Raw genomic sequence first — 22,974 nt, forward strand, 5'->3', positions numbered from 1 at the left:
TGCGCTCGCCCATGCCGATCAGGACCACGCCGTTGCCGATCGGCATCACGTCGCCGCCTTCCAGCGTCGCCAGACCGTAGTCCTTGTCGCTGTCGCCCCACCATACGTTCACCTTGCCGGCGAAATACGGGTGGAACTGGTAAACCGTCTGCTGCAGCAGGGTTTCTTGACGGCGCGCCGGCCAGTACATCGGGTTGAGCGTCACGCCTTCGTACATCCAGCAGCTCGGGTCGCGCTGGAACAAGATGTTCGGCACGGCGGGCAATACGAAATCGGAGTGTTCCAGGTAGCCGCCGAACAGGCCCTTGGCGTCGAACGGCAGCTCGAACTTGGCGATGCCGCCGATCATGTGCTCGGCCAGTTGGAAGGAGGGCATTTCGTCGAGCCAGGCGCGCAGTTCCTTCTGCATGCCGATGCCGACATTGTCGGGGGTGACCTTGCGGTCCAACAGCCAGGCGCGGGCAGCCTTATCGTCCATCACGGTCGACAACGCTTCGGTCAATTCGATGACGTGCACGCCGCGGGCACGCATCTGTTCCACCATGTAGTCATGGTCTTTCTGTGCGCGTTCAACCCAGATCACGTCGTCGAACAACATGCTGTCGCAGTTGCCCGGGGTCAGACGTTTGTGAGCCAGGCCAGGACGGGCAACCATCACGCTGTGCAGTTTGCCGCATTCAGAATGGACACCAAACTTGGTCATCTTGCTTCCTTCTATCGCCATCTAATTGTGAAATGGTGCGCGGACGCCGCCCACGGGCGAGTCCAGCGCTGGCGTTCCGGGAAAGACCCCGACGCGCCGCATGCGCCGCATGCTTCGGAGCATGTCTGGAAACGGATTCAGAAACCCTGATACTCAGTTGCTTTGGAAAGGTTACTTAGAGTGAAAATTAGAATATTCTAAAACTCTTGAATAGTAACATTCCGATTTGCTGAGCTGCAATCATAGTAAGGAGATCACATTCGGGCAAAGAAGATTGATGCAATAATTGACGGAGATCAACTCATCAAGAATGCGTTTTATTGACAAATTTTGTCGCAAGGGGTATTAGGCGAAAGTTTGCGTCGCATTCCCGTAAGTCGCTTAAGATCCACGACACTTTCACATTAAAACCGGACCTTTTGGCACGCGCGCCAATTGCCAGTGGGTGTGGGCCCAAGACCACACTTCGGACAGGGACCCCAGCGCTTGTGGCGGGGGATGGCCGAGCCGGGACAGCGCCAACCGCAGCTGGCCCGCGGCGTCATCGGCCGAGATCGAGGGCGCGAGCGTCTGTTTGGAAAGTTTTTCACCGGCCGCATTCACCAACAACGGCAGATGGCAATATTCCGGCGTCGTCAGCGCCAAGCAGCGTTGCAGCCAGATCTGGCGTGGGGTCGACACCAGGAGATCGGCCCCGCGCACCACGTCGGTCACGCCCTGCGCGGCATCGTCGACCACCACCGCCAGCTGATAGGCCCAGAACCCGTCGGCGCGCAACAACACGAAGTCGCCGATGTCCCGCGGCAACTGCTGCGCATAGGCGCCTTGCAGACGATCGGCAAACGCGATCTCGCCGGCCTCTTCGACCGAGAGCCGCCAAGCCAACCCGGGAGCGGCGTCCAAGCCGAGCCCGCGGCAGGTGCCGGGATAGACCGGACCGTCGACGCCGCGCAGCGCCACCGCCTGGATCTCGCGCCGAGAACAGCGGCAACCGTAGGCTCTGCCCGCGCGCAACAACGCATCCAACGCCGCACGGTACAGGGCGTGGCGACGGCTTTGGTATTCGACCGAGCCGTCCCAGGCAAAACCGAAACGTTCCAGCGTGCGCAATATTTCGTCCGCCGCACCCGGCATCATGCGCGGCGTATCCAAATCCTCGATGCGCACCAACCACTCGCCGCCGCGCGTCTTGGCTTCCAAGAAGCTGCCGACGGCGGTCATCAACGAGCCCGCGTGCAACAGGCCGGTGGGACTGGGCGCGAAGCGCCCGCGGTAAGACGACGATTCGGAATGACAAGACATCGATTAAAATGACAATCTATACGATCAAACAAAGGGGAACACGACGATGGCCTACGTTGTAACGGATGCCTGCATCAAATGCAAATATACCGACTGTGTCGATGTCTGCCCGGTCGACTGCTTCCATGAAGGGCCGAATTTCCTCGCCATCGATCCCGACGAGTGCATCGACTGCACGCTGTGCGTGGCGGAATGCCCGGTCGAGGCCATTTTCGCCGACGACGATGTCCCGGCCGGCCAGCAGGCCTTTATCGCGCTGAACGCCGAACTCGCCAAGAAATGGCCAGTGATCATTCAGAAAAAAGACCCGCTGCCCGACCACGCGCAATGGGCCGACGTCAAAGACAAGCTGCCTCTACTGGAGAAATGAGGCCGCGCTAGCGAAATGGTGCGTTCGCGCAGCTAGAACAAATCGATGCCGCCCTGCCAATCGGCGCCGGCGATGCGCTCGCGATACTGGCGTTCGCGCAGCACCAGCTTCGCCACCTTGGCGGTGTTGAGCCGGCGGATCATCACCTTGCCGCTGTCGGTGAAAAAATACACCTTGCGCGCGCTGTCTCCCAACAGATCGCTGGCGATAATCGGAATACGCTCCAAATCCAGATAGCGGCGGACGAAATCGGCGTTGAGCTCGCCGACGTTGACCACGTTCATGCCGTCGAGCACCTTGCCGGCGCCAAATACCTTCGCCTGCAACCGATCGCGCCGGGCGCCGCGCTTTTGCATCTCGGTAATCAACAGCTCCATGGCCTGGACGCCGAAGCGCGCCGACAGGCTGTCCGACGTCGTCACGCTGCTGCTCTGCGGCAACATGAAATGGTTCATGCCGCACACGCCCACGACCGGATCGCGCAGGCAGGCCGCCACGCAAGAGCCCAACACGGTCACCAGCAGCGAATCGGCATGCGTGGCGACGAAATCGCCCGGCAATAGCTTGACCGCGGGCAGATGAAACTGCGGGTCAAAGTAGTCCAAACCGCGCCGGGTGCGAGCCATGATGCCGTCAACCCGTGTTCAACCGCTCGAGCACGCGCGGCGCCAATTGTTCCAGCGAACAGATCTCATCGACGCCCCCCTGTGCAACCGCCGCCGCGGGCATGCCATAGACGATGCAGCTGGCCTCGTCCTGCGCCAGCGTATAGGCGCCGGCTCGGCGCATGGCCAGCATGCCGCGCGCGCCGTCCTTGCCCATCCCGGTCATGATCACCGCCACGGCGTCGCGCCCGACCCGCTCGGCGGCCGAGTCGAACAGCACGTCCACCGACGGCCGGTGGCGATTGACCGGTTCGCCGCGGTCGAGTGCGATGTACCACCCATTCGTGCCGCGGCAGATGCGCATATGAGAATGGCCGGGCGCGATGTACGCGGTATTGCGGCACACCGGCTCGCCGTCGATCGCCTCCTTGACGTGCATGGCGCACAAGCCATCGAGCCTGGCGGCGAACGAGGCGGTGAAGTTCTCCGGCATGTGCTGCACGATCAGAATCGGCGGGCATTCGCCCGGCAAGCTGCCGAGAAACGCGCGGATGGCCTCGGTGCCGCCGGTGGACGCGCCGACAAACACCAGCGCATTGGGGTTGAGCGCTCCCGAGGTCAATCGCGGCAAGCGCGCCGCCTTGGCGGCGACCGCGCGCGGCAAGCGGTTCTTGGCGGCCGCCGCCACGCGGATCTTATCGCGGATCTCGCTGGCGTAAGCCTGCATGCTGGCGTTGATATTGCTGTCCGGCTTGGGCATGACATCCACCGCGCCGAGCTCCAACGCGGTCAACGCGGTGTCAGAGCCGGCTTGCGTCAACGTGGAGATCATCAGCACCGGCGTTGGGCGCAGTCGCATCAAACGACGCAGGAACTCGATGCCGTCCATGCGCGGCATTTCCACGTCGAGCGTGATCACGTCCGGATCGGTCTCGCGGATGCGCTCGCGCGCCACCAGGGGATCGGCGGCGGTCGCGACGACCTCCATGTCGTCCGCCTCGTTGACGATGTTGGTCAACAGACTGCGAATCAGTGCCGAGTCGTCCACCACCACGACCCGGATCTTGGGAGCGGAAAGCGTCATGAGCCCCTGCCCGCCTTACGGTAAGCCGTTCTACCGCAGGGCACGAATGCGTCGGTAATCAATTGAATATTCTCCGAATGCCCCAGGAACAACAGAGCATGTGGCTGCATATGATCGGCAAGACGTTGCAGGATGGCCCGTTGTGTCTGGTTGTCGAAATAGATCATGACATTGCGGCAAAACACCGCGTCAAATAAGCCAATATCCGGCCAACGATCAGCCGCCAGGTTGAGCTGGCCAAATTGAATGGCCGCGCGCAGCCCGGGTTTGACTCGCACGAACCCCTCCTGCTTGCCTTTGCCGCGGAGAAAATGCGCTTTCAGCTGCGTTTTGCTCAGCAAGGCGATCCGCTCCTCCGGATAGACCCCCGCGGCGGCGGTTTTGAGCACGTTGGTATCGATGTCGGTCGCCACGACCTCGATAGGGCACGGCCGCGGCAACGGGGCCTCGGCCAGCGTCATGGCCACCGAATAAGGTTCCTCGCCCGTGGAAGCGGCGGCGCTCCACACACGGTAGAGCGCTCCGGCGCCGGCATGGTGGCCAAAGTGCTTGGCCAGCATCTCAAAATGATGCGGTTCACGGAAAAACGCCGTCAAATTGGTGGTCAGCGCATTGACGAACGACTGCCACTCCGGATGCGCCGGATCCGCCGACAACACGTCAAGGTAGACGCTAAAGCGCTTCTCCCCCATCGCGCGCACGCGCCGCGCCAGGCGCGCATAGGCCATATCGCTTTTGGCTTCCGACAAAGCGATGCCGGCATGGCGGTACACCATGTCGCGCACGCGGCGGAAATCCGCGGCGGTAAAAGTCAAGTCACGGTCGTCAGTCGACATGCGGTCTTCACGCCGGGAGGCGTTCTGCGCCGCCCCCGGCCTCGTTCAAGATCAAAACTCTTCCCACTCGCCATCCTCGTCGCGCGACGCCATTTCCTTGGCCAAACGCACCGGTATCGGCGAGGGACGCCCATCGGCCTTGGCCGGCACCCGCTCCGTCGGCGCCTCGCGGCTCAACCTCGCCATCTGCGCCGGTCGCACCGGCGTGGCCGCCGGCTTCACGGCAGGCGGCACGCTGTCGCGTCGAGCGAACTTATCGGCATCCTTCAACTTGAACAGCGACACGGCCTCGACCAAAATGCGCGCCTGCTCTTCCAGCGACTCGGCCGCGGCGGCGGCTTCCTCGACCAGCGCGGCGTTCTTTTGGGTGTTCTCGTCCATCTGCGTCACCGCCAGGTTGACCTGTTCGATACCGGCGCTCTGCTCCCCGGACGCGGCGGAAATTTCGCTCATCAGGTCGGTCACCCGCGTGATCGAGGCGACGATTTCCTGCATCGTGCGCCCCGCCTCGTCCACCAGGCGCGAGCCGGATTCGACTTTTTCCACCGAATTGCCGATCAGCGCCTTGATTTCCTTGGCGGCCCCAGCGGAACGCTGCGCCAGATTGCGCACTTCGCTCGCCACCACGGCAAAACCTCGACCCTGCTCGCCGGCACGCGCCGCCTCGACCGCGGCATTAAGCGCCAGGATGTTGGTTTGGAACGCGATGCCATCGATCACGCTGATGATGTCGACGATCTTCTTGGCGCTCTCGTTGATCTCGCTCATGGTCGACACCACCTGGCCAACGACCTGGCCGCCGCGCGAGGCGATATCGGACGAGCCGATGGCCAGCGCGTTGGCCTTTTTGGCGTTATCCGCGTTCTGACGCACGGTGCTGGTGATTTCCTCCATGCTCGACGCGGTTTCCTCCAGGCTTGCGGCCTGCTGTTCGGTGCGGCTCGACAGGTTGGCGTTGCCGGCGGAGATTTCCCTCGCGGCGGTATTGATCGAGTCGGTCGATTCCTTGATGTTCTGCACGATCTCGCGCAGCCGCTCGACCGTGGTATTGGTATCCTGCTTCAACGTACCGAACAGCCCCTGATAATCGCTGTGAATGGTGTGCGTCAGATCGCCGCGCGCCACGGCGGAGAGCACGTTGGCAATATCCTGCAAGCCTTGGCTCGTGACGTCCAACAGGCTATTGAGCCCTTCGCCCAGCGACTTGAAGAACCCCTCCTTGCCTTCCAACTGCACGCGCTGCGCGAAATCGCCATGCGCCGCGGCGGCGACGATTTGCGCCACTTCCTCCTCGACGCGGACTTCCAACGTGCGGTCGCGCCACTCCACCGCCGTGCCGAGCCGTTCACCGGTCACGCCGAACACCGGGCTCGCCGCCAGCGCGAAGGTGCGCCCGCCGACCTTGATCTGATTGCGGTAACTGCCGCGCAGGCTGCCGAGCAGATCGCGCTGGTGCGCCGGGTTCTTGTGGAAGGCATCGAACGAGCGCCCCAGCAGGCTTCTGGCTTCAAAGGACGGCAGATCCTTGCGGATATCGGCCTCGGCCGTCTGCATCATGTCTTGCGCGCTGCGGTTGAGATAAATGATGGTGCCGTTGGGGTCGGCGATCATCACGCTGGTGCCGACGTTATCGAGCGCGCTACGCACGCGGATGTTCTCGATGGCCTTTTGCGCCGCCTTGCTCATAAAGGCGAACAAACTGCTGTCGTCGCCCTTTTTCAATTTAAGCGTGGTGGTGATTTCGCCGGCTGCCAATTCCTGCATCAGTTGACGCGCTTCGGCCGGCTCGCCGCCCAATTCCTTCATCAGGGAACGGGTGATCAGCCAACCGGCGGCCAACGACACGAACAAGGCCACCGCGGCGGAGATGGAGAGCAAGCTTTCCGCCCGCAGCGCATCGGTAGCCGACTGCGATGCGATATCCTGCGACTGGGTCTCTTCCAAATGGATCAGCTTCCCGACCTGGTCCATGTAGGCAAGCTGATCGGTGCGCATGTGGTCGAGCAAGTACTTGCGCGCCTCGTCTTTCTTGCCGTCCTTGAACAGCTGCAGGAAGGTCACATAGTCGTTGCGGTAGACGACGCGGGTCGCCTGCACATCCTGCTGAATGCGCATGCTCTCCTCGCTGCCCGGTATGGCGGCGAGACGATTCATGGCGTCGGTCACCAATTGACTCGCCGAGTTGGCCTGTTGCAGCTGACTGCTGATCAGATTGGGATCCTCCGCCAATAACACGGTGCGCACCGACCGGGCGTGCAAGTTGACCGCGTCGATCACATCGTTGGCCGCCTTGGCGCGCGGCACGTGCACCATGGAGGTTTCCTGGATACCCGCGCGCAGCCCGCTGATCTGCATCACGGCGATGCCCATGCTGGCGGCGATCACCAAGATCACCAGGCCAAAGCCAAGCGTCAGCCGATGCTTCACTTTCATGCTAGCCATTTGACACACCTCCCTGTATTTGTCCGTTTTGGGCATGGCGTTCAACTTCCATCAAACTCATCTGCGCGCTGCTCATCAGGCGCTCGATATCCAGCACGATCACCATACCCTCGCCCACCGGCATCAGCCCCTCGATATAGGCCGTATCCACTGCCGCGCCGAACTCCGGCGCCGGGCGGATAGCCTCCGGCTTGAGCTGAATCACATCGGAGACGCCGTCGACCACGATGCCGAGCGTGCGCCCCAGGACATTCAGGATGATGACCACGGTAAACGGGGTATAACTGGCGTCGCCGAGCTCGAATTTGAGCCGCATGTCGACGATCGGCACGATGCTGCCGCGCAGGTTGATCACCCCCTTGATGAAGGCCGGCGCGCCGGCGATGCGGGTCACCGATTCGTAACCGCGGATTTCCTGGACCTTGAGGATGTCGATTGCGTACTGCTCGGCGCCGAGCGTGAAGACCAGCAGCTCTCTGACCGAGGTTTCGGCAGGGTCGTCGATGTCGGTTGAAGTCATGTCACTCCCCCTCTGCGAGCGCGGCCTCATGCCGCGCGGTTTATTCGGCCGCCATCGACGCCTGCGCCTGCGCCTGCGCCGTCTTCTGATTGCGCCGAACAATGGTCGTCACGTCCAGGATCAGCGCCACCTGCCCATCGCCCATGATGGTGGCGCCGGACAAGCCGTCGACCTTGTGGTAATTGGTTTCCAGATTCTTCACCACGAATTGCTGCTGGCCGATCAGGTCGTCGACCATCAGCGCCACCCGGGTATCGTCGCATTCGACGATGACCAGAATGGCCTCGGTGGGCGCCTCGCGCGCCTCGGGCACCCTGAACCATTGCGCGAGCGCTACGATCGGCAAATATTCGCCGCGCACGTTGACCACACGGCCGCGACCGGCGACGGTTTTCACGTCCTCGGCGCGCGGCTGCAGCGACTCCAGGATGAAGGACAGCGGCAGAATGTAGGTTTCCTGCCCGATGCGCACCGACATGCCGTCCATGATCGCCAACGTCAGCGGCAGGTGAATGCCGATCGTGGTGCCGTAATCGCGCAGCGAGTCGACCTCCACCCGGCCGCCGAGCGACAGGATATTGCGCTTGACCACATCCATGCCGACGCCCCGGCCGGACACGTCGGTAATTTGCGCCGCGGTGGAAAACCCCGGCTCGAAAATCAGATTCCACACCTCGACGTCGCTCATCGCGTCGCCCACCGGCATGCCCCGCTCGCGCGCCTTGGCGAGAATCCGCTCCCGGTCGAGGCCAGCGCCGTCGTCGGTCACCTCGATGACGATGCTGCCACCCTGATGGAAGGCCCTGAGCGTCAGCTGCCCCTGCGGCGGCTTCCCCTTGGCAATACGCGCCTCGGGGGGTTCGATACCGTGGTCCAGGCTATTGCGCACCAAATGCGTCAGCGGATCGGCCAGTTTTTCGATGAAGCTCTTATCGAGCTCGGTGTTCTCGCCCACCATGCGCAACTCGACCTGCTTGTCGAGTTTGTGGGCCATGTCGCGCACCACACGCGGGAAGCGGTTAAAGACGAACGCCACCGGCGTCATGCGAATCGACATCACCGCTTCCTGCAGTTCACGGGAATTGCGCTCCAACTGATTGATGCCATTGAGCAGGCGCTCGTTTTCCGCGGGATCGAGTTCGGTTCCCGATTGCATCAGCATCGATTGGGTAATGACCAGTTCGCCGACCAGATTCAGCAACAAGTCGACCTTCTCGATATTCACGCGGATGGAATTTTCCAGGCCCCCGGCGGCCGTGGCCGCGGCGCGTTCAGGATGGGCGCCGCCGGACGCCGGACGCGAAGCCGGCGGCTCATGCGCCGGCGCTGCAGTGGCGTCGGCAGGCGGCACGGGGTCGAACAAGCCGAAGCCGGCGTCCTCCTCCGGCGCGGTAGGGGCAGTTTGCGGCGTAAACAACCCAAACCCGTCCTCCTCCAGCATCACCTCGGGGTCCGGCGCCGCCGGCGCGCCGAGAAACAAGCCAAACCCCTCGTCTTCCTCCTCGCCCTGGTCGCGCGAGACGCGGAACAGCGCCGGATCCAGGGCAAAAGCCAGCGTTTCACACATCTCCGGCAAGTCGAGTTCGCCCAGGAGACGCAGCACCCACGGCCGGTCCGGCGCGAGCCCCCCCTCCTCGACCACGGTCAGCGCGCCATGCTGACCCAGTTGCGTGATGAGCGCCGCGGCGTCGACGTTTGGCGCCGGGTCGATCTGGATCAATAGCGCGTGCTCCACGGCCGGCTGCGCCGTCGGCGCCGCCTGGACGGCCGCGTCCGCGGCATCGGCCAGTCCCAGCGCGTCGAGCTCGCCTTTGATTTGTTCGATGTCGCTCAACGCCACCGGCGCACCGCCGCGATGGCCGGCCAACAGCGCTGCCAGCACGTCCTTGGCACGCAGAAAGGCATCGACCATGGGCGCGGTCAGGGTGAGCGCGCCCTTGCGCACCCGGTCGAGCAAATTCTCCAGCACATGGGTCAGCTCGGCCAAATCCGCGAAGCCGAACGTGGCGCTGCCGCCCTTGATGGAATGCGCGGCCCGAAAGATGGCGTTGAGCGCCTCGGCGTCGGGCGCGGCCAAGTCGAGCGCCAGCAACAACGACTCCATCGAAGCCAGATGCTCGTCCGTTTCATCGAAGAACACCTGATGAAACTGCGACATATCGATCGACACGGACACCCTCGCTTTCCGGCATGCGGGCCGCTTTGGCCCAGAGTGTGGCTAACGTCGCGCTAGAATAGGCTGCTAGCCGATCAGACGTTTGACGACGTCCAGCAGCTTCTGCGGATCGAATGGCTTGACCAGCCAACCGGTGGCCCCGGCGGCGCGTCCCATGGTCTTCATCTGCTCGGTCGATTCGGTGGTCAGCATCAAAATGGGCGTGCTGCCATAGACCGGCAACTTGCGCAGCGCGCGGATCAAGGACAGCCCGTCCATGCCCGGCATGTTCTGATCGGTCAGCACCAGATCGAAGCGCGCCGCCTGCGCGGCGGTCAATCCGGCCTGGCCGTCTGGCGCTTCCGTGATGTCGTAGCCGGCGCTTTTCAGCGTGAAACTCACCATTTGCCGGATCGACGCCGAGTCGTCCACGGTCAATATTTTTTTTGCCATGCTCCCCCCGTCAGAAAAGATCTATGCTGCCGCCGCCCATCTCCGTTTGCAGAACGGGGGAATGCGACAACCTCTCCCCAATCGCGTGCAACTGCGCCTGCACATCCTCCGGCGGTGCCTCCCCCAGCAAAGCCAGCGCTTCTTCGACGCCCCCCAACCGACGACGAATATGGTCGAGCAGTTGTGTGGTCATATCCTGGAATTGCAGGCAACGCACCGCGTCGCCGACGTCGGTCGATAGTTTCGCCACGCCGACGCGCAGCATGGACAGCGATGCCGTCATGCTTTCGTCTAGTTCTTCGATATGCGAGGAGGTCTCCGACAAACGCTGCTTGGCCTGCAAGGTGAACATCATGTCTTGGGAAGCGACCTGGTTGATCAGGTTCTCGGCGTCGCCGACCGAATGGCCCACCTTGGTGATCAGCTCGCGGATCTGGCCGCTGAAGGACTCGGTGCGGCTGGAAAGATTGCGCACTTCATCCGCCACCACGGCAAAACCGCGGCCGAGTTCGCCTGCCCGCGCCGCCTCGATGGCCGCGTTGAGCGCCAGCATATTGGTTTGGTTGTTGATGCTGCCGATCTCATCCAACAGCGCATTGACCGAGTTGACTTCGCCGACGATGCGCTCCATCTGCTCCACCAGCAGAATGGCCGATTTGCTGTTCTCGACGGTTTTGGCGACGAACGTCTCCATGGTCTGGGAAATTTCGTCGACGAATTGCTTGAAGGAAATACCGTAGGTGGTGGCCTGCTGCGAGGTCGATTCGCCCCGGGCCAAGCTTTGCGCCAGATCCAATTGTTCCTGGGCTTCGGTGGCCAGCTCCGCGAAGCTTTTCACCAAGGTATCGACCGCCTCGCTGATCAGCGTCCGCGTGCGGTCGACCTCGGTTTGGGCTTCGGCGGCCTGCGCCAAGGCAAAGTGGCGAGGCGCCATGGTCCAGTCGGGCCGGCGCTCGGCGCTCGGCACAGCCGTTTGCGCCGCCCTCGGCGGATCTGATGGCCTGGCGGCGCAGAACCCGACACCGAGCATCAACACGCAGCCGATCAGCGCCACGCCCCAGACAGACTCGAAGAATGCCGGCACCAACAGCAATAGGACGCATCCTGCCAGCGCAACCCAAACAGCACGACCTCGCCACTTTACGCCGCCTGTCGACATCTTCATGCCCTATGAATGGAAATGGTTATTGAACTATTTCTTGATCATACATAAACGGACTTAATGCAAGATGTTTAATGCAGTTCTTCTCGCTATGCATTTAACAAGCAGCGAGCATGCGCAACAACGGCAGTGAAATAACCTACTTATCAGGGATGAATAAGACTATTTGCGAGGCGTCATCAACAATGCCAGGCGCTTTCGCTATTGGAATCGTTCTCATCGAGAATGATGGATGCGCCTTGGAGGCACCTTGAGCGAGATCAACAAACTCGACTGCCGCCAGTTCCCGGCATAGCGCCGCGACGTCCGCGCCGTCGCTGGCCAATAGCCACTGGTGGCCGGGCCGCAAAGGCGCGACCTGTACGATGGGACAGGGACAATCGGCCAGCCCGAGCGGCGGCTGCGTCGACGGATAGGTCATCAGGGACTGGCCGGCGCGTAGACAGAGAACCGGCGGCATGCCGGCATTAACCACCGCCAGCGTCCCGGCGGTGAAATCCATTTCCACCAGTGCGGCGGCGACAAAGCGCCCCCTGGCCAGGCGGGCCGCCTGATGGTGGCAAAGCTGCGTCAACGCGTCCGGCGACAAGTGTGCCGTGCGCAGCAACCTCACAACATCCAGCATGAACTGCGCCACATCCAGCGCGGCGATGTCGCCGTGGCCGATGGCGTCGGCCAGCACCGCTAGCGCCCGGTCGCCCTGGCGCCAGTACAGCGCCATGTCCCCGCCCACCAGGTCGGTCGGCGACACGGCGATTTGTACCGCACGGGTATTCAAGGGAACAGTGGCAACGCTCAAACGGCCATTGGCCAATGTCAGCGCCGCCCCGGCAAGGCAGGCAGGGGACAGCTCACCCTCTACCCACATCCAGGCGAGCAAACGGTCGCCGAGCCAAGCGGTATCCAACGGCTGAGCGAACAGATCGCAGTGCGGCGGAAATGCCTTCTCCGGCGTCTCTACGCCGAAACACCAGCACGCGCACCCCAGGCCGTCCAACGTGCAGCTGGCGGACAACTGCCCCGCCTCCAGCACCAGGAGCGACGACGGCGCCGTCGGCACCTCGCCGGGCTCATCGATGAATTGCCACGCAAAACTGGAAAGCCAGGGGTCCGCGCCTATTTGACGGCGCGTGGTCTCGGAGACCAGCGCATAAAGTCGCATGCGGCCCCCGCGCGTGCTAACGAATGTTGAACATTTTGTTGAAGCAGGCGATCTCCAGCACTTGCTGCACCGTGTCGTGGCAGTTGATGAGCGACAACGATTTCTTTTGCAATGCCGCACGCTCTTTCAACAGCAACAGCATACCCAGTGCCGAGCTATCCAGAAAAGGCACCTGATCGAAATCGACCAAAATCTCGGAGACCTGCCCATTGTCGAGCAATTCTTGACTCGCCTGGCGAAAGTCTTTGTGCATGTTGAAATCGAACTGGCCCAGCAACACCAGTCTACCGACACCGCCTTCCACTTTCACAACCGGCCTCATTGTGCTCTCCGTAGATGGTCCGCCTGGCCCTCATTGGCTAAGCGGCAGAAAGAAATCAAACCTTGCGCCCCCTTGCGGCCGGTTGCGGCAATCGACATGCCCCCCAAGCTCTTCGGCCACCTTCTTGACGATCGCAAGTCCCAACCCTGTTCCGCCGGAGCGCGTGGTGTAAAACGGCTCAAACAGCCTCGCCTGCTCCGCTTGCGCGATCCCGGGACCGGCATCCAGCACCTGCAGACAAACCATGCCATCGGCTTGGGATATGGCCAATTCGATGCGGCTGCCTTCGGGCGAGAAAAACAAGGCGTTTTCCAACAAATTGGTCATCGCGCCCAGCAAGGCCTTGCGGTCTCCCATCACCGTTATGGCAGACGGGGGCACGGTAGCGCAAACGAATTCGATATTACGCGCTTGGCATTGTGGAAGAAATACCGCATGCAAATCGTCTAAAACGATAGCGAGATCGAGCGGTTCGCATTCCATTACCTGTCCGCGCACAAATCCAAGCATATTCTGGATCAACCCCTCCAAAGCCTTGAGGCGCGTCAATATCTTGTCAATAAAACGGTTACGATCTTCCTCTTTCAAATCGGTTTTTTTAAGATTAGCTGCATACAGTAATGCAGTAGATAATGGCGTGCGCAATTGATGCGCCAACGAGGCGGCCATACTGCCCATGGCTGCGAGTTTTTCCTGGCGAGCCAGCTCGCCGGAAAGCTGATTGAGCCGGGTGACATCGTGCAACAAAGCGATCTTCCCCCCCGACCCGGGCAGATCCTTGTATTGCAGCGTCAGGTGACAACCGTTTTCCAGCCGGTAGGACTGGGCCAGTTCGGTCGGTTGCAGCAACGGCAGAACGTCGCCCCACGCCTCACCCAGCACATGGCGCCCCAGCATCTGAATGGCGGTCGGATTTTCGGACACCACCCGGCCCTCGTCGGAGAGTTCGATGACGCCGGCCGGCAGCGCCTCAAGCAGCATGCCCAGCCGTTCTGCCAGGCTGGCGTTGGCTTCGACCTGCTGCCTAAGCGCGTTGTTGGCTTCGTCGAGCTGAAGATTCAGTACGGCGACCTGTCCTTCCAGCTGACGGTAGGCGCCAATGAGCTGATCCGAAACGGCATTGAATTGTTCGAATGCCGCTTCGAGTTGCTGTTGCTCCGGCAACTTTGAAACATTTTTTGCCATTTTATTTGCGGTATTTGTAAAAAGCAGTTAATCAGTATGATAATGAGACAACGTAATCTGGGTATACTAGACGCATGCCATAGCGCATACGTTAAAAAATATCGGGAACTCCCCATAACTGGCGTATAAAGGGAGTGTGTACGCCACACAACAAGCGCTGCGGAGGTTGCTGTGTCAGAGCTTCTAAAAAAAATCGATGCCCGAACCAAGCTGGCTGGTACCAATAAACTTGAAATCCTGCTGTTTTCGTTGGGATTCGACCAACGCACCAATCGGAAGGAAGTTTTCGGCATCAACGTCTTCAAAGTGCGCGAAGTTATGCGCACGCCTGAGATTACCACCGCACCGGAAATGCCTTCCTCGGTGGAAGGCATGGTCAGTCTGCGCGGCTCGCTCGTGCCCGTCATCGATTTGGCGAAATACTCCGGCATCGTCACCAACAGCAAGCCGGAGATCATGATCGTCACCGAGTACAACGGCCACACACAGGGCTTCCTGGTCGAATCGGTGGACACCATCCTGCGGCTTGACTGGTCGGCGATGCGCATGCCGCCCGATATGATCACCAACCGCATGGCGGGCCTGGTGACCGCGGTCACCGAGCTCGAGGACGGCACGCTGGTGATGATGATGGACGTGGAAAAGGTCCTGGCCGAGACTGCGCTCTCCGACGACTCCCACCTCTATATCAACGTCAAGCCGATCAACGAAGACCGCATGATCTTCTTCGCCGACGACTCGGTAGTGGCACGCAAGCAGATCGAGCGCACGCTCGACGCGATGAATATCAAGTACGCCCAGGCGATCAACGGTGCCAAGGCCTGGGAAGAACTGCAACGCATGGCCATGCAGGCCGACCTAGCCAATCGCAAGCTGTCCACCATCCTGCATCTGGTATTGACCGATGTGGAAATGCCGGAGATGGACGGCTACATGCTGACCAAAATGATCAAGAGCGACCAGCGCTTTCAGGGCATCCCGGTGCTGATGCACTCCTCCCTGTCCGGCGCTTCCAACCAGAAGCTCGGCGAATCGGTCGGCGTGGATGCCTACGTATCGAAGTTCGAGCCGCAAAAGCTGTCGATGAAACTGCGTGAGATGCTGAAGCTGGAAGAAGAATAATAACGATCTGACAGGAACAGGAAGGGACAGAAGATGGCAGCCAACGACGCCTCCTTGCTGGCAACGGTCGATGCCCGCACCAAACTGGCAGGTTCCAACAAAATGGAGATCCTGCTGTTCTCGCTGGGTACGCGCGAGACGTTCGGCATCAACGTTTTCAAGGTTCGCGAAGTCTCGCAAACCCCGGCCATTACCAAATCGCCCAACATGCCGATCGGCGTGGTGGGCGTCTTGTCGCTACGCGGCAATATCATCCCGGTGATTTCGCTCGCCAAGTTCGTTTGCCCGGATAACGCGGCGCGGCGGTTCGACACGATGATCGTGACCGAATTCAACAAGAGCACCCAGGCGTTTCTCGTCGATTCGGTCGACCGTATCATCCGCGTCGACTGGGACAAGGTGCGCGCGCCGGACAACATGATGATCACCAGCGCCGCCGTGCAATCGAACCTGATCACGGCGATCACCGAGCTGGACGACGGGAAGCTGGTATCGATCCTGGACGTCGAGCAGATCCTGGCCAGCGTGACCGGCGAAGCGCGCGTGCCGGACGTACCGCAGGCACAGCTCGGCACAGACCAATACATGTTCTTCACCGACGACTCGGCGGTGGCGCGCAAGGAGATTTCCAGCGTGCTGGAGAAGATGGGGATCAAGTTCCAGCAGGCGACCAACGGCCGCGAAGCCTGGGAACGCCTTCAGATGTTCGCCTCGCGCAATTGGCCCGAGGGAGAGTCGCTGCACGACTATCTCAAGGTCATTCTGGTCGATGCCGAAATGCCGGAAATGGATGGCTACGTGCTGACAAGGCTGATCAAATCCGACCATCGCTTCAACGGCATCCCGGTGATCATGCATTCGTCGCTCTCCTCGAACGCCAACCGAGCCATGGGTTCGAGCGTCGGGGTGGATGCCTACGTGGCGAAATTCGATCCAGTCGCATTGGCGGAAACTTTGATTCCGTTCTTGCAAAGGTAATGGTTTAGAATAGTCCTTTTGGATTAAATAATTTCGGGATGTATCTTGATGCCAGACAAGAATATGCGCTTCCTCGTGGTGGACGATTTCTCCACGATGCGCCGGATTGTACGCAATCTGCTGAAAGAACTCGGCTTCACCAACGTGGATGAAGCCGAGGACGGTCAGGTCGCGTTGCACAAGCTCAAGACCCAGCACTACGACTTCGTAGTGTCTGACTGGAACATGCCCAATATGACCGGTATTGAGCTTTTGAAAGCGGTTCGGTCCGAGCCCACACTCAAGGGCCTGCCGTTCATGATGATTACCGCCGAAGCCAAGCGGGAAAACATCATAGAAGCGGCCATGGCAGGCGCCAGCGGTTACATCGTCAAGCCTTTCACCGCGGCGACACTGGAAGAGAAGATGAACAAGATCTTCCAGGCCATGAATAAATAAAACGGACCCGCCAGGGGCCTGCATCAGGAGGAATGATCGTGCCGGATCACATCTTGGAAAACGGCGACTCGCCGGAGCTCGAAGCGCTCTTCGACTCCATTTCGCACCAAACGCTGGACAGTATTGAACCCGCGCAAACCGCGCCCGCCGCGGTCGCGCCCGAAGCCCCCGCGGCGGCGGAAGCAGCCATCGTCCCGCAAGCGCTGGTGACCGACCCAAGCCAGGTCGATCCGGCGATCATGTACGAACAGATCGGCCAATTGACGCGCAAGCTGCACGATGCCATGCAGTCGATGGGCTACGACAAGTCGCTGGAAAGCATGGTCGACGTGATTCCTGACGCCAAGGACCGTCTGACCTACATCGCCACCCTGACCGAGAGCGCCGCCGAGCGCGTGCTCAACGCCACCGACGTGGCCAAGCCGATTCAGGACACGCTGGAGAAAAATGCCGAGGCGCTCAGCAAGCGCTGGGACATGCTGTTCGCCAACCAGATGTCGGTCGGCGATTTCAAGCAGCTGGCGCAGGAAACCCGCGGCTTCCTCGCGGGCGTGCCCGAGCAGACCCAGGCCACCAGCACCCAGCTATTGGAAATCGTCATGGCGCAGGATTTCCAGGATCTGACCGGCCAGGTCATCAAGAAGATGATGGATATGTTCAAGGGTATCGAGCACGAGCTGGTATCGTTCCTGATCGCCTACTCGCCAACCCTGAAGAAAGTGGATGTCGACACCAGCCTGCTCAACGGGCCGGTGGTCAACCCGGAAGGTCGCTCTGATGTGGTGACCAGTCAGCAGCAGGTCGACGACCTGCTGGAAAGCCTGGGATTCTAACAAAGTCGTGAGTCTTAGTACGAGGTGTCACCATGAGTGAATTCGGCGGAATGGAAGAGCTGCTGCAGGACTTTCTGATGGAGTCGAACGACCTGCTATCGGATGTCGACAACAAGTTGGTCGAACTGGAAAAGCGCCCGGACGACACCGCTTTGTTGAACGACATCTTCCGGGGGTTCCATACCATCAAGGGCGGGGCCGGCTTTCTCAACGTGAACCCGATGGTCACGCTGTGCCACCGCACGGAAAACCTGTTCGACAAACTGCGTAACCGCGAGTTGAGCCTGTCGCCCGAAGTGATGGACGTGATTCTCAACGCGACCAGCGTCGTACAGGAAATGTTCGGCACCCTCGGACAAGGATTGATGCCCCAGCCGGCCGACGCGGGCCTGCTGGCCGCGCTGGACGCGGTACTGGCGGGCGAGAGCCCCGTCAGCGTCGCAGCGCCCGCCCCCGCCCCCGCCGAACCCGCGGCCGCACCGGCGGAAGGCGGTCCGGACTGGAACGCGCTGCATCAGAGCGTCACCGGGGCAAGCCCGGCCCCGGCCGCTGCGCCGGCGCCAGAGCCTGCCGCGGTCCAACCGGCCCCAGCCCCGGCACCGGCCCCGGCACCTACTGCCGTCGCTCCGGCACCGGCCGCGCCGGTCGCCGCCGTGCCGCCGCCCTCGCCGGCCAAAACCCAGCCGACCGTGGCGCAGGCCAAAGCCGGCGGCAATGTCAGCGGCCCGCAGGAAAACACCATCCGCATCGACACCGTGCGCCTGGACATGGTGCTCAACCTGTCCGGCGAAATCGGGCTGACCAAAAACCGCCTGACCACGTTGCGAACGGAAATCCTGCAAGGCAATCACGACACCAACACCCTGCGCTCGCTCGACGAATCGATCAGCCAGCTCGACCTGTTGGTCGGCGACCTGCAAAACGCGGTCATGAAGACGCGCATGCAGCCGATCGGGCGTCTATTCCAGAAATACCCGCGCTTGGCGCGCGACCTGGCCCGCCAGTTGGGCAAGGAAGTCGAGCTGGTGCTCTCCGGTGAGGAGACCGAGCTCGACAAGACCATGATCGAGGATCTGAACGATCCGCTGGTGCACTTGGTGCGCAATTCGGTCGATCATGGCGCCGAACTGCCCAACGAACGGATCGCCGCCGGCAAGAAGCCGCAGGCTACCGTGCAGTTGACCGCGGAGCAGGTCGGCGATCACATCCTGATCGAGATCACCGACGACGGCCGCGGCATGAACGCCGATGCCCTGCGGCGCAAGGCCATCGAAAAGGGTCTGATCGATCCGGAAACGGCCAACTCGCTCGACGAGAAGCAGTGTCTGCAGTTGATCTTCCTGCCGGGCTTCTCGACCAAGGATCAGATCTCCAGCGTCTCCGGGCGCGGTGTGGGCATGGACGTGGTCCGTACCAACATCCAGAAGCTCAACGGCCGCATCGATATCAGCTCGGTGCCGGGCGAAGGCACGCGCATGAGCATTTCGCTGCCGCTGACCCTGGCGATCCTGCCGGTGCTGGTGGTGCGCGTCTGCAACCAGGCGTTTGCCGTGCCGCTGGCCATGGTGCGCGAGATCATCACCATCGATCCGGACGCCATCCAGGAAGTATCGGGCAAGCCCACCATCGTGGTGCGCGACGAAATCCTGCCGCTGAAGACGCTGGCCGGCCTCTTGGGCTGGGAGCCGACGCAGAAGCCATGCTTTGGCGTGCTGATGCAATCGGCGGAAAAGGCCTTCATCCTGGCGATCGATTCGTTCGTCGGCCGTGACGACGTGGTGATCAAGCCGCTGCAGAATATCCGCCCCAAAGGCGTGGCGGGCGCCACGCTCTCCGGCGACGGTTCGGTGGTCCTCGTACTGGACATGGAGGACCTCCTCGCCGCCAACGATGCCGGCGGCGGTACCAGAATGTCCGAATTGATAACCGTATAAGCAGGCATGACAACAAAGAACGCATTCATTGGCAGACAACCCGTCTTGAATCGAAATCAGCAGCTCATAGGTTATGAGCTGCTTTTTCGTCCTACAGCACAAGCGGACGCCGCCGGCCCCACCGCGGTTCTCGCGGCCGACACGCAGGTCCTGGTCAATACCTTGAACCACATGGGCACGAGTTGGCTGGTCGGCAACAAGCTGGCATTCATCAACGTCGGCGAAGAGATGCTGACCAGCGATTTCCTCGAACTCTTGCCGCCACGGCGCATCATCCTGGAGATCGCGCCGGATATCGCACTGAGCGCCGAGCTGCAATCGCGCGTGCGCCACTTGCGCTCGATGGGTTTCAACATCGCGTTGGACAAATTCCATTTCGACGCGCCGTCCGCGGCCTTCCTGGAACAAGCGAGCTACGTCAAGCTCGACACGCAGGATACCGAACAGAAGGCCTTTGAGCTGAGCGCCGCGCGGCTGCGCAGTTTCCCGGTCAGCCGCATCGCCGAGCGCGTCGAAACGCGCGAACAGTTTCACCTGTGTCAGAACCTGGGGTTCGACGGCTACCAAGGCTTCTACTTCGCCCGGCCGGAGACCCTGTCGGCCAAGGTGATCAACGCCACCTTCGCCAACACGCTGACGCTGCTCAATCTGCTGCGCCAGGACGCCGACATCCACACGCTGGAAGACGTCCTCAAACGCGACGTGGCGCTGTCCTACAAACTGCTGCGCTACGTCAACTCGGCCGCCGCGGGGCTCAACACCACCATCTCCTCGTTCGCCCATGCCGTCACCGTGCTGGGGTACAAGAAGCTGTACCGTTGGCTGACCTTGCTGTTGATCACCGCCGGCGACGGCGATAGCGTGCCGCCGGCACTGCAGAAAACCGTGGTGACGCGCGGACGTTTGATGGAACTCTTGGGCCAGAGCAAGAATTTCTCACCGGAAAACTGCGACAACCTGTTCATCACCGGCATGTTCAGCCTGCTCGACGTCCTGTTCGACATGCCGATGGACCAAGTGATCGAGCATATGCACCTGCCCGAGGCCATCCAGTCGGCGCTGCTCGGCAAGGAAAGCATGTACACGCCGTATCTGCAGCTCGCACAGGCCTGCGAGCGCTTGTCGCTCGACGGCGTGCCGGAACGTTGCGCCGAACTGGGCTTGGACAGCGAAGCATTCAACCAGGCGCACACCTCCGCGCTGGCCTGGGTCGAGGGCCTCGGCTTATAATGCGCGGTCTTGATTCGACGCGATTTTTCTCATGAACTGCCTGGCCATCGACACTTCCACCGATTTCCTGTCCCTCGCACTGCAATGGCAAGGGCAACAGGCGGTGCTGCACGAGCCGGCGGGCCAGGCGCACGCCGAACGCGCCTTACCGGGCGTGCGCCGGCTGCTCGACGAGATGGGCGTGCGTCTCGCGCAATTGGATTCGGTGGTGTTCGGCCAGGGCCCCGGGTCGTTCACCGGCCTACGCATCGCCTGCGGCTTGGCGCAGGGGCTCGCGTTCTCCGCCGGACTGCCGGTGATCGCCATCCCCACGCTCGACGCCATGGCGGAGCAAAAAAAGGGCCGCGTCCTGGTCTGCCTGGACGCGCGCATGCAGCAGGTCTACTGCGCCGGCTACGATACCGAGCACTGGCAGCGGCTGACGCCGATCATGCTGCGGGACCCGCAGGATGTCGTGTTGCCGGAGGCCGCCTCCGGCTGGATCGGCATCGGTTCGGGCTTCCGCCAATACCCGTCATCGCTGACCGAGCGGCTGGCGCCGGCGCTCATCGACGTCGACGACGGCATCGTTCCAAACGCGACAAGCCTGATCCGCCTGGCCGAAAGCGGCCGCTACGCCGCAGGCCACCCGCGCGACGCCGGACTCCTGTACGTGCGCGACAAAGTCGCGCTGACGAGCCAAGAGCAACAGGCGCGGCGCCAATGATCGATTTTCGCGCAGGCACGCCAGAGGACGCCGAGGCCATGGCGGCGCTGGAAGCGCGGGCCGTGCCGCACGCCTGGCGCGCCGGACAATACCGCGACTCGCTGCAGGCAGGCCATCTTTGCCTGGTCGTGACGCAAAATGGCGTATTGGCCGGCCAGGCGCTGGCCATGATGGCGCTCGACGAAGCCGAAATTCTCAATCTGGCGATCACGCCGGAGCTGCAAGGCCAGGGCCTGGGATTTGCGCTATTGGCGGCCATACTGACGCAATTGCGTGCGCTGGGTGCGCATCGCGTTTTTTTGGAAGTACGCGAAAGCAATCAACCCGCCCGACGTCTCTATCAGCGTACGGGCTTCGTCGAAACCGGCCTGCGCAAGCATTACTATCCAGCGGCCCAAGGCCGTGAGCATGCCATTTTGATGGAGATGTCACTGTGAGCCGCCTCTCCACCCTGATCGACATCATGGGACTCGGCCCCGTCTGGCAAGCACGGGATGCCCGGCTCGTGGCCCACCCCGTGCCGAGCTGGCTCGCCGCCCCCGAGACAGCCTCCCCGGCGGCCGAGACGGTGACGGCAGAGCCCGTTGAGGCGCCCATGGGCGTGCCGTCGCAGGAAGCCCTCGTCTCCGTCGCTTCCGAGCCGATCGCGCCTCGCGAGGCAGCGGTCGCTCCGGCCGCGGCCGCACCGATGACGGCGGACGCCTTGCCTAGCTGGGAGGCGCTCGAACAAGCCGTGCAGACCTGCGAGGGCTGCCGCCTGTGCACGACCCGCACACAAGCGGTGTTCGGCCGCGGCAACCGCCACGCGCGTTGGCTGATCGTGGGCGAAGCGCCCGGCGAGCAAGAGGACCGTCAAGGCCTGCCTTTCGTCGGCCGCGCGGGCAAGCTGCTCGACAATCTACTCGCCGCTGCCGGCCTATCCCCGCAGGACGACGTCTTCATCGCCAACGTGCTGAAGTGCCGCCCGCCGGGCAACCGCAATCCCGCCGGCGACGAAATCGCCGCCTGCCAAAATTACTTGCTGCAGCAAATCGCGCACATCCAACCGGACATCATCGTGGCGCTGGGCCGCTTCGCCGCGCAGACGCTATTGCAGACCGAGTCGAGCATCAGCCGCTTGCGCGGCCGCGCGCACGACTTCCAAGGCCACCCGCTGATCGTCAGCTATCACCCGGCCTATCTGCTGCGCAATCCGCCCGACAAGGCCAAAGCCTGGCAGGACTGGGTGCTGGCGAAAAAGACGCTCGCGGCCCGCTAGCGCGTGTCCTCAGGTGTTTGGCGCAATGCCGCGCGTCGCGCGTCGATTGCGCCCTGCCCAACGGGGCACGCTTTCTCGTAGAGCGCACTCGCCGAAGGCAGTGCGCCACCCTCTCATGACGATGCGCGGTCAGCTTGCCGTATGGATAAAACAAAAAACCCTTCGGTTGTCCGA

Annotated in this window: 23 protein-coding genes; 10 read left to right on the plus strand and 13 right to left on the minus strand. The window is 61.9% G+C overall.

The window, feature by feature from the left end; translation table 11 throughout:
• Positions 1–703, minus strand: a 703-nt coding sequence (locus tag JOZ06_RS13285; protein ID WP_293233193.1) for an arginine deiminase family protein, incomplete at its 3' end; no start/stop codon positions are given.
• A 399-nt stretch (positions 704–1,102) separates the two neighbouring features.
• The gene (gene gluQRS / locus JOZ06_RS13290) at positions 1,103–2,005 is read right to left on the minus strand and encodes a tRNA glutamyl-Q(34) synthetase GluQRS (protein ID WP_293233195.1); all 903 of its coding nucleotides are present in this window, start codon (positions 2,003–2,005) and stop codon (positions 1,103–1,105) included.
• A 46-nt stretch (positions 2,006–2,051) separates the two neighbouring features.
• Between gluQRS and fdxA the strand changes: the two genes are divergently transcribed.
• Positions 2,052–2,375, plus strand: a complete 324-nt coding sequence (gene fdxA / locus JOZ06_RS13295; protein WP_293233197.1) for a ferredoxin FdxA — start codon at positions 2,052–2,054, stop codon at positions 2,373–2,375.
• A 32-nt stretch (positions 2,376–2,407) separates the two neighbouring features.
• On the opposite strand, the gene cheD is transcribed toward fdxA, so the two are convergent.
• The 11 genes from cheD to JOZ06_RS13355 form a co-directional block, all read right to left on the minus strand.
• Positions 2,408–3,001 carry a chemoreceptor glutamine deamidase CheD gene (gene cheD, locus JOZ06_RS13300; RefSeq protein ID WP_293233199.1) on the minus strand — a complete coding sequence of 198 codons (594 nt, stop codon included), beginning with the start codon at positions 2,999–3,001 and terminating at the stop codon, positions 2,408–2,410.
• A 7-nt stretch (positions 3,002–3,008) separates the two neighbouring features.
• Entirely contained in the window at positions 3,009–4,064 is a 1,056-nt protein-coding gene (locus JOZ06_RS13305; protein ID WP_293233201.1) for a chemotaxis response regulator protein-glutamate methylesterase, read from the minus strand.
• Positions 4,061–4,900: a CheR family methyltransferase gene (locus tag JOZ06_RS13310; protein WP_293233203.1), complete on the minus strand. Its 840-nt coding sequence runs from the start codon at positions 4,898–4,900 to the stop codon at positions 4,061–4,063. Before JOZ06_RS13310 ends, JOZ06_RS13305 begins: the two co-directional genes overlap by 4 nt.
• A gap of 51 nt (positions 4,901–4,951) precedes the next feature.
• Positions 4,952–7,342 carry a methyl-accepting chemotaxis protein gene (locus tag JOZ06_RS20695; protein WP_366814809.1) on the minus strand — a complete coding sequence of 797 codons (2,391 nt, stop codon included), beginning with the start codon at positions 7,340–7,342 and terminating at the stop codon, positions 4,952–4,954.
• Entirely contained in the window at positions 7,335–7,862 is a 528-nt protein-coding gene (locus JOZ06_RS13325) for a chemotaxis protein CheW (protein WP_293233205.1), read from the minus strand. Before JOZ06_RS13325 ends, JOZ06_RS20695 begins: the two co-directional genes overlap by 8 nt.
• Positions 7,863–7,902: 40 nt before the next feature.
• Positions 7,903–10,038 carry a chemotaxis protein CheW gene (locus JOZ06_RS13330; protein WP_293233207.1) on the minus strand — a complete coding sequence of 712 codons (2,136 nt, stop codon included), beginning with the start codon at positions 10,036–10,038 and terminating at the stop codon, positions 7,903–7,905.
• Between the two features lie 66 nt (positions 10,039–10,104).
• Positions 10,105–10,470, minus strand: a complete 366-nt coding sequence (locus JOZ06_RS13335) for a response regulator (RefSeq protein ID WP_293233209.1) — start codon at positions 10,468–10,470, stop codon at positions 10,105–10,107.
• A gap of 10 nt (positions 10,471–10,480) precedes the next feature.
• On the minus strand, positions 10,481–11,554 hold the full coding sequence (locus JOZ06_RS13340) for a methyl-accepting chemotaxis protein (RefSeq protein ID WP_293233280.1): 1,074 nt from the start codon (positions 11,552–11,554) through the stop codon (positions 10,481–10,483).
• A 217-nt stretch (positions 11,555–11,771) separates the two neighbouring features.
• Positions 11,772–12,794, minus strand: a complete 1,023-nt coding sequence (locus JOZ06_RS13345; protein WP_293233211.1) for a SpoIIE family protein phosphatase — start codon at positions 12,792–12,794, stop codon at positions 11,772–11,774.
• 16 nt (positions 12,795–12,810) lie between these two features.
• Complete coding sequence (locus JOZ06_RS13350) at positions 12,811–13,116, minus strand: STAS domain-containing protein (protein ID WP_293233213.1); 306 nt, start codon at positions 13,114–13,116, stop codon at positions 12,811–12,813.
• 30 nt (positions 13,117–13,146) lie between these two features.
• On the minus strand, positions 13,147–14,301 hold the full coding sequence (locus tag JOZ06_RS13355) for a HAMP domain-containing sensor histidine kinase (RefSeq protein ID WP_293233215.1): 1,155 nt from the start codon (positions 14,299–14,301) through the stop codon (positions 13,147–13,149).
• Positions 14,302–14,472: 171 nt separating this feature from the next.
• On the opposite strand from JOZ06_RS13355, the gene JOZ06_RS13360 reads away from it, so the two are divergent.
• Genes JOZ06_RS13360 through JOZ06_RS13400 form a run of 9 tightly spaced genes read left to right on the plus strand, consistent with a single transcriptional unit; the run spans position 14,473 to position 22,800 of the window.
• On the plus strand, positions 14,473–15,423 hold the full coding sequence (locus JOZ06_RS13360) for a chemotaxis protein (protein ID WP_293233217.1): 951 nt from the start codon (positions 14,473–14,475) through the stop codon (positions 15,421–15,423).
• Positions 15,424–15,456: 33 nt separating this feature from the next.
• The gene (locus JOZ06_RS13365; RefSeq protein WP_293233219.1) at positions 15,457–16,401 is read left to right on the plus strand and encodes a chemotaxis protein; all 945 of its coding nucleotides are present in this window, start codon (positions 15,457–15,459) and stop codon (positions 16,399–16,401) included.
• Positions 16,402–16,449: 48 nt separating this feature from the next.
• Positions 16,450–16,839, plus strand: coding sequence for a chemotaxis response regulator CheY (gene cheY / locus JOZ06_RS13370; protein ID WP_293233221.1), 390 nt, complete (start codon positions 16,450–16,452; stop codon positions 16,837–16,839).
• Between the two features lie 32 nt (positions 16,840–16,871).
• Positions 16,872–17,672 (plus strand): protein phosphatase CheZ, encoded by an 801-nt coding sequence (gene cheZ, locus JOZ06_RS13375; RefSeq protein WP_293233222.1) that lies wholly within the window; start codon positions 16,872–16,874, stop codon positions 17,670–17,672.
• 32 nt (positions 17,673–17,704) lie between these two features.
• A complete protein-coding gene (locus JOZ06_RS13380) occupies positions 17,705–19,606 on the plus strand; it encodes a chemotaxis protein CheA (RefSeq protein WP_293233224.1) in 1,902 nt (633 codons plus the stop codon).
• Between the two features lie 6 nt (positions 19,607–19,612).
• Entirely contained in the window at positions 19,613–20,836 is a 1,224-nt protein-coding gene (locus tag JOZ06_RS13385) for an EAL domain-containing protein (RefSeq protein WP_293233226.1), read from the plus strand.
• A 31-nt stretch (positions 20,837–20,867) separates the two neighbouring features.
• Positions 20,868–21,542 carry a tRNA (adenosine(37)-N6)-threonylcarbamoyltransferase complex dimerization subunit type 1 TsaB gene (gene tsaB, locus JOZ06_RS13390; RefSeq protein ID WP_293233228.1) on the plus strand — a complete coding sequence of 225 codons (675 nt, stop codon included), beginning with the start codon at positions 20,868–20,870 and terminating at the stop codon, positions 21,540–21,542.
• Entirely contained in the window at positions 21,539–21,979 is a 441-nt protein-coding gene (gene rimI, locus JOZ06_RS13395) for a ribosomal protein S18-alanine N-acetyltransferase (RefSeq protein WP_293233230.1), read from the plus strand. The genes tsaB and rimI overlap by 4 nt, the downstream gene beginning before the upstream one ends.
• Positions 21,976–22,800: a uracil-DNA glycosylase gene (locus tag JOZ06_RS13400; protein WP_293233232.1), complete on the plus strand. Its 825-nt coding sequence runs from the start codon at positions 21,976–21,978 to the stop codon at positions 22,798–22,800. Before rimI ends, JOZ06_RS13400 begins: the two co-directional genes overlap by 4 nt.
• Positions 22,801–22,974 lie beyond the last annotated feature (174 nt).

Source organism: Paludibacterium sp. (genome assembly GCF_019232825.1).
Lineage (GTDB): Bacteria > Pseudomonadota > Gammaproteobacteria > Burkholderiales > Chromobacteriaceae > Paludibacterium.

Bases quoted from the DNA above. Each gene is read 5' to 3' on its own strand.
- gluQRS (WP_293233195.1), bottom strand. From the start codon at position 2,005: ATGTCTTGTCATTCCGAATCGTCGTCTTACCGCGGGCGCTTCGCGCCC.
- fdxA (WP_293233197.1), top strand. From the start codon at position 2,052: ATGGCCTACGTTGTAACGGATGCCTGCATCAAATGCAAATATACCGAC.
- cheD (WP_293233199.1), bottom strand. From the start codon at position 3,001: ATGGCTCGCACCCGGCGCGGTTTGGACTACTTTGACCCGCAGTTTCAT.
- JOZ06_RS13305 (WP_293233201.1), bottom strand. From the start codon at position 4,064: ATGACGCTTTCCGCTCCCAAGATCCGGGTCGTGGTGGTGGACGACTCG.
- JOZ06_RS13310 (WP_293233203.1), bottom strand. From the start codon at position 4,900: ATGTCGACTGACGACCGTGACTTGACTTTTACCGCCGCGGATTTCCGC.
- JOZ06_RS20695 (WP_366814809.1), bottom strand. From the start codon at position 7,342: ATGGCTAGCATGAAAGTGAAGCATCGGCTGACGCTTGGCTTTGGCCTG.
- JOZ06_RS13325 (WP_293233205.1), bottom strand. From the start codon at position 7,862: ATGACTTCAACCGACATCGACGACCCTGCCGAAACCTCGGTCAGAGAG.
- JOZ06_RS13335 (WP_293233209.1), bottom strand. From the start codon at position 10,470: ATGGCAAAAAAAATATTGACCGTGGACGACTCGGCGTCGATCCGGCAA.
- JOZ06_RS13345 (WP_293233211.1), bottom strand. From the start codon at position 12,794: ATGCGACTTTATGCGCTGGTCTCCGAGACCACGCGCCGTCAAATAGGC.
- JOZ06_RS13350 (WP_293233213.1), bottom strand. From the start codon at position 13,116: ATGAGGCCGGTTGTGAAAGTGGAAGGCGGTGTCGGTAGACTGGTGTTG.
- JOZ06_RS13355 (WP_293233215.1), bottom strand. From the start codon at position 14,301: ATGGCAAAAAATGTTTCAAAGTTGCCGGAGCAACAGCAACTCGAAGCG.
- JOZ06_RS13365 (WP_293233219.1), top strand. From the start codon at position 15,457: ATGGCAGCCAACGACGCCTCCTTGCTGGCAACGGTCGATGCCCGCACC.
- cheY (WP_293233221.1), top strand. From the start codon at position 16,450: ATGCCAGACAAGAATATGCGCTTCCTCGTGGTGGACGATTTCTCCACG.
- cheZ (WP_293233222.1), top strand. From the start codon at position 16,872: ATGATCGTGCCGGATCACATCTTGGAAAACGGCGACTCGCCGGAGCTC.
- JOZ06_RS13380 (WP_293233224.1), top strand. From the start codon at position 17,705: ATGAGTGAATTCGGCGGAATGGAAGAGCTGCTGCAGGACTTTCTGATG.
- JOZ06_RS13385 (WP_293233226.1), top strand. From the start codon at position 19,613: ATGACAACAAAGAACGCATTCATTGGCAGACAACCCGTCTTGAATCGA.
- tsaB (WP_293233228.1), top strand. From the start codon at position 20,868: ATGAACTGCCTGGCCATCGACACTTCCACCGATTTCCTGTCCCTCGCA.
- rimI (WP_293233230.1), top strand. From the start codon at position 21,539: ATGATCGATTTTCGCGCAGGCACGCCAGAGGACGCCGAGGCCATGGCG.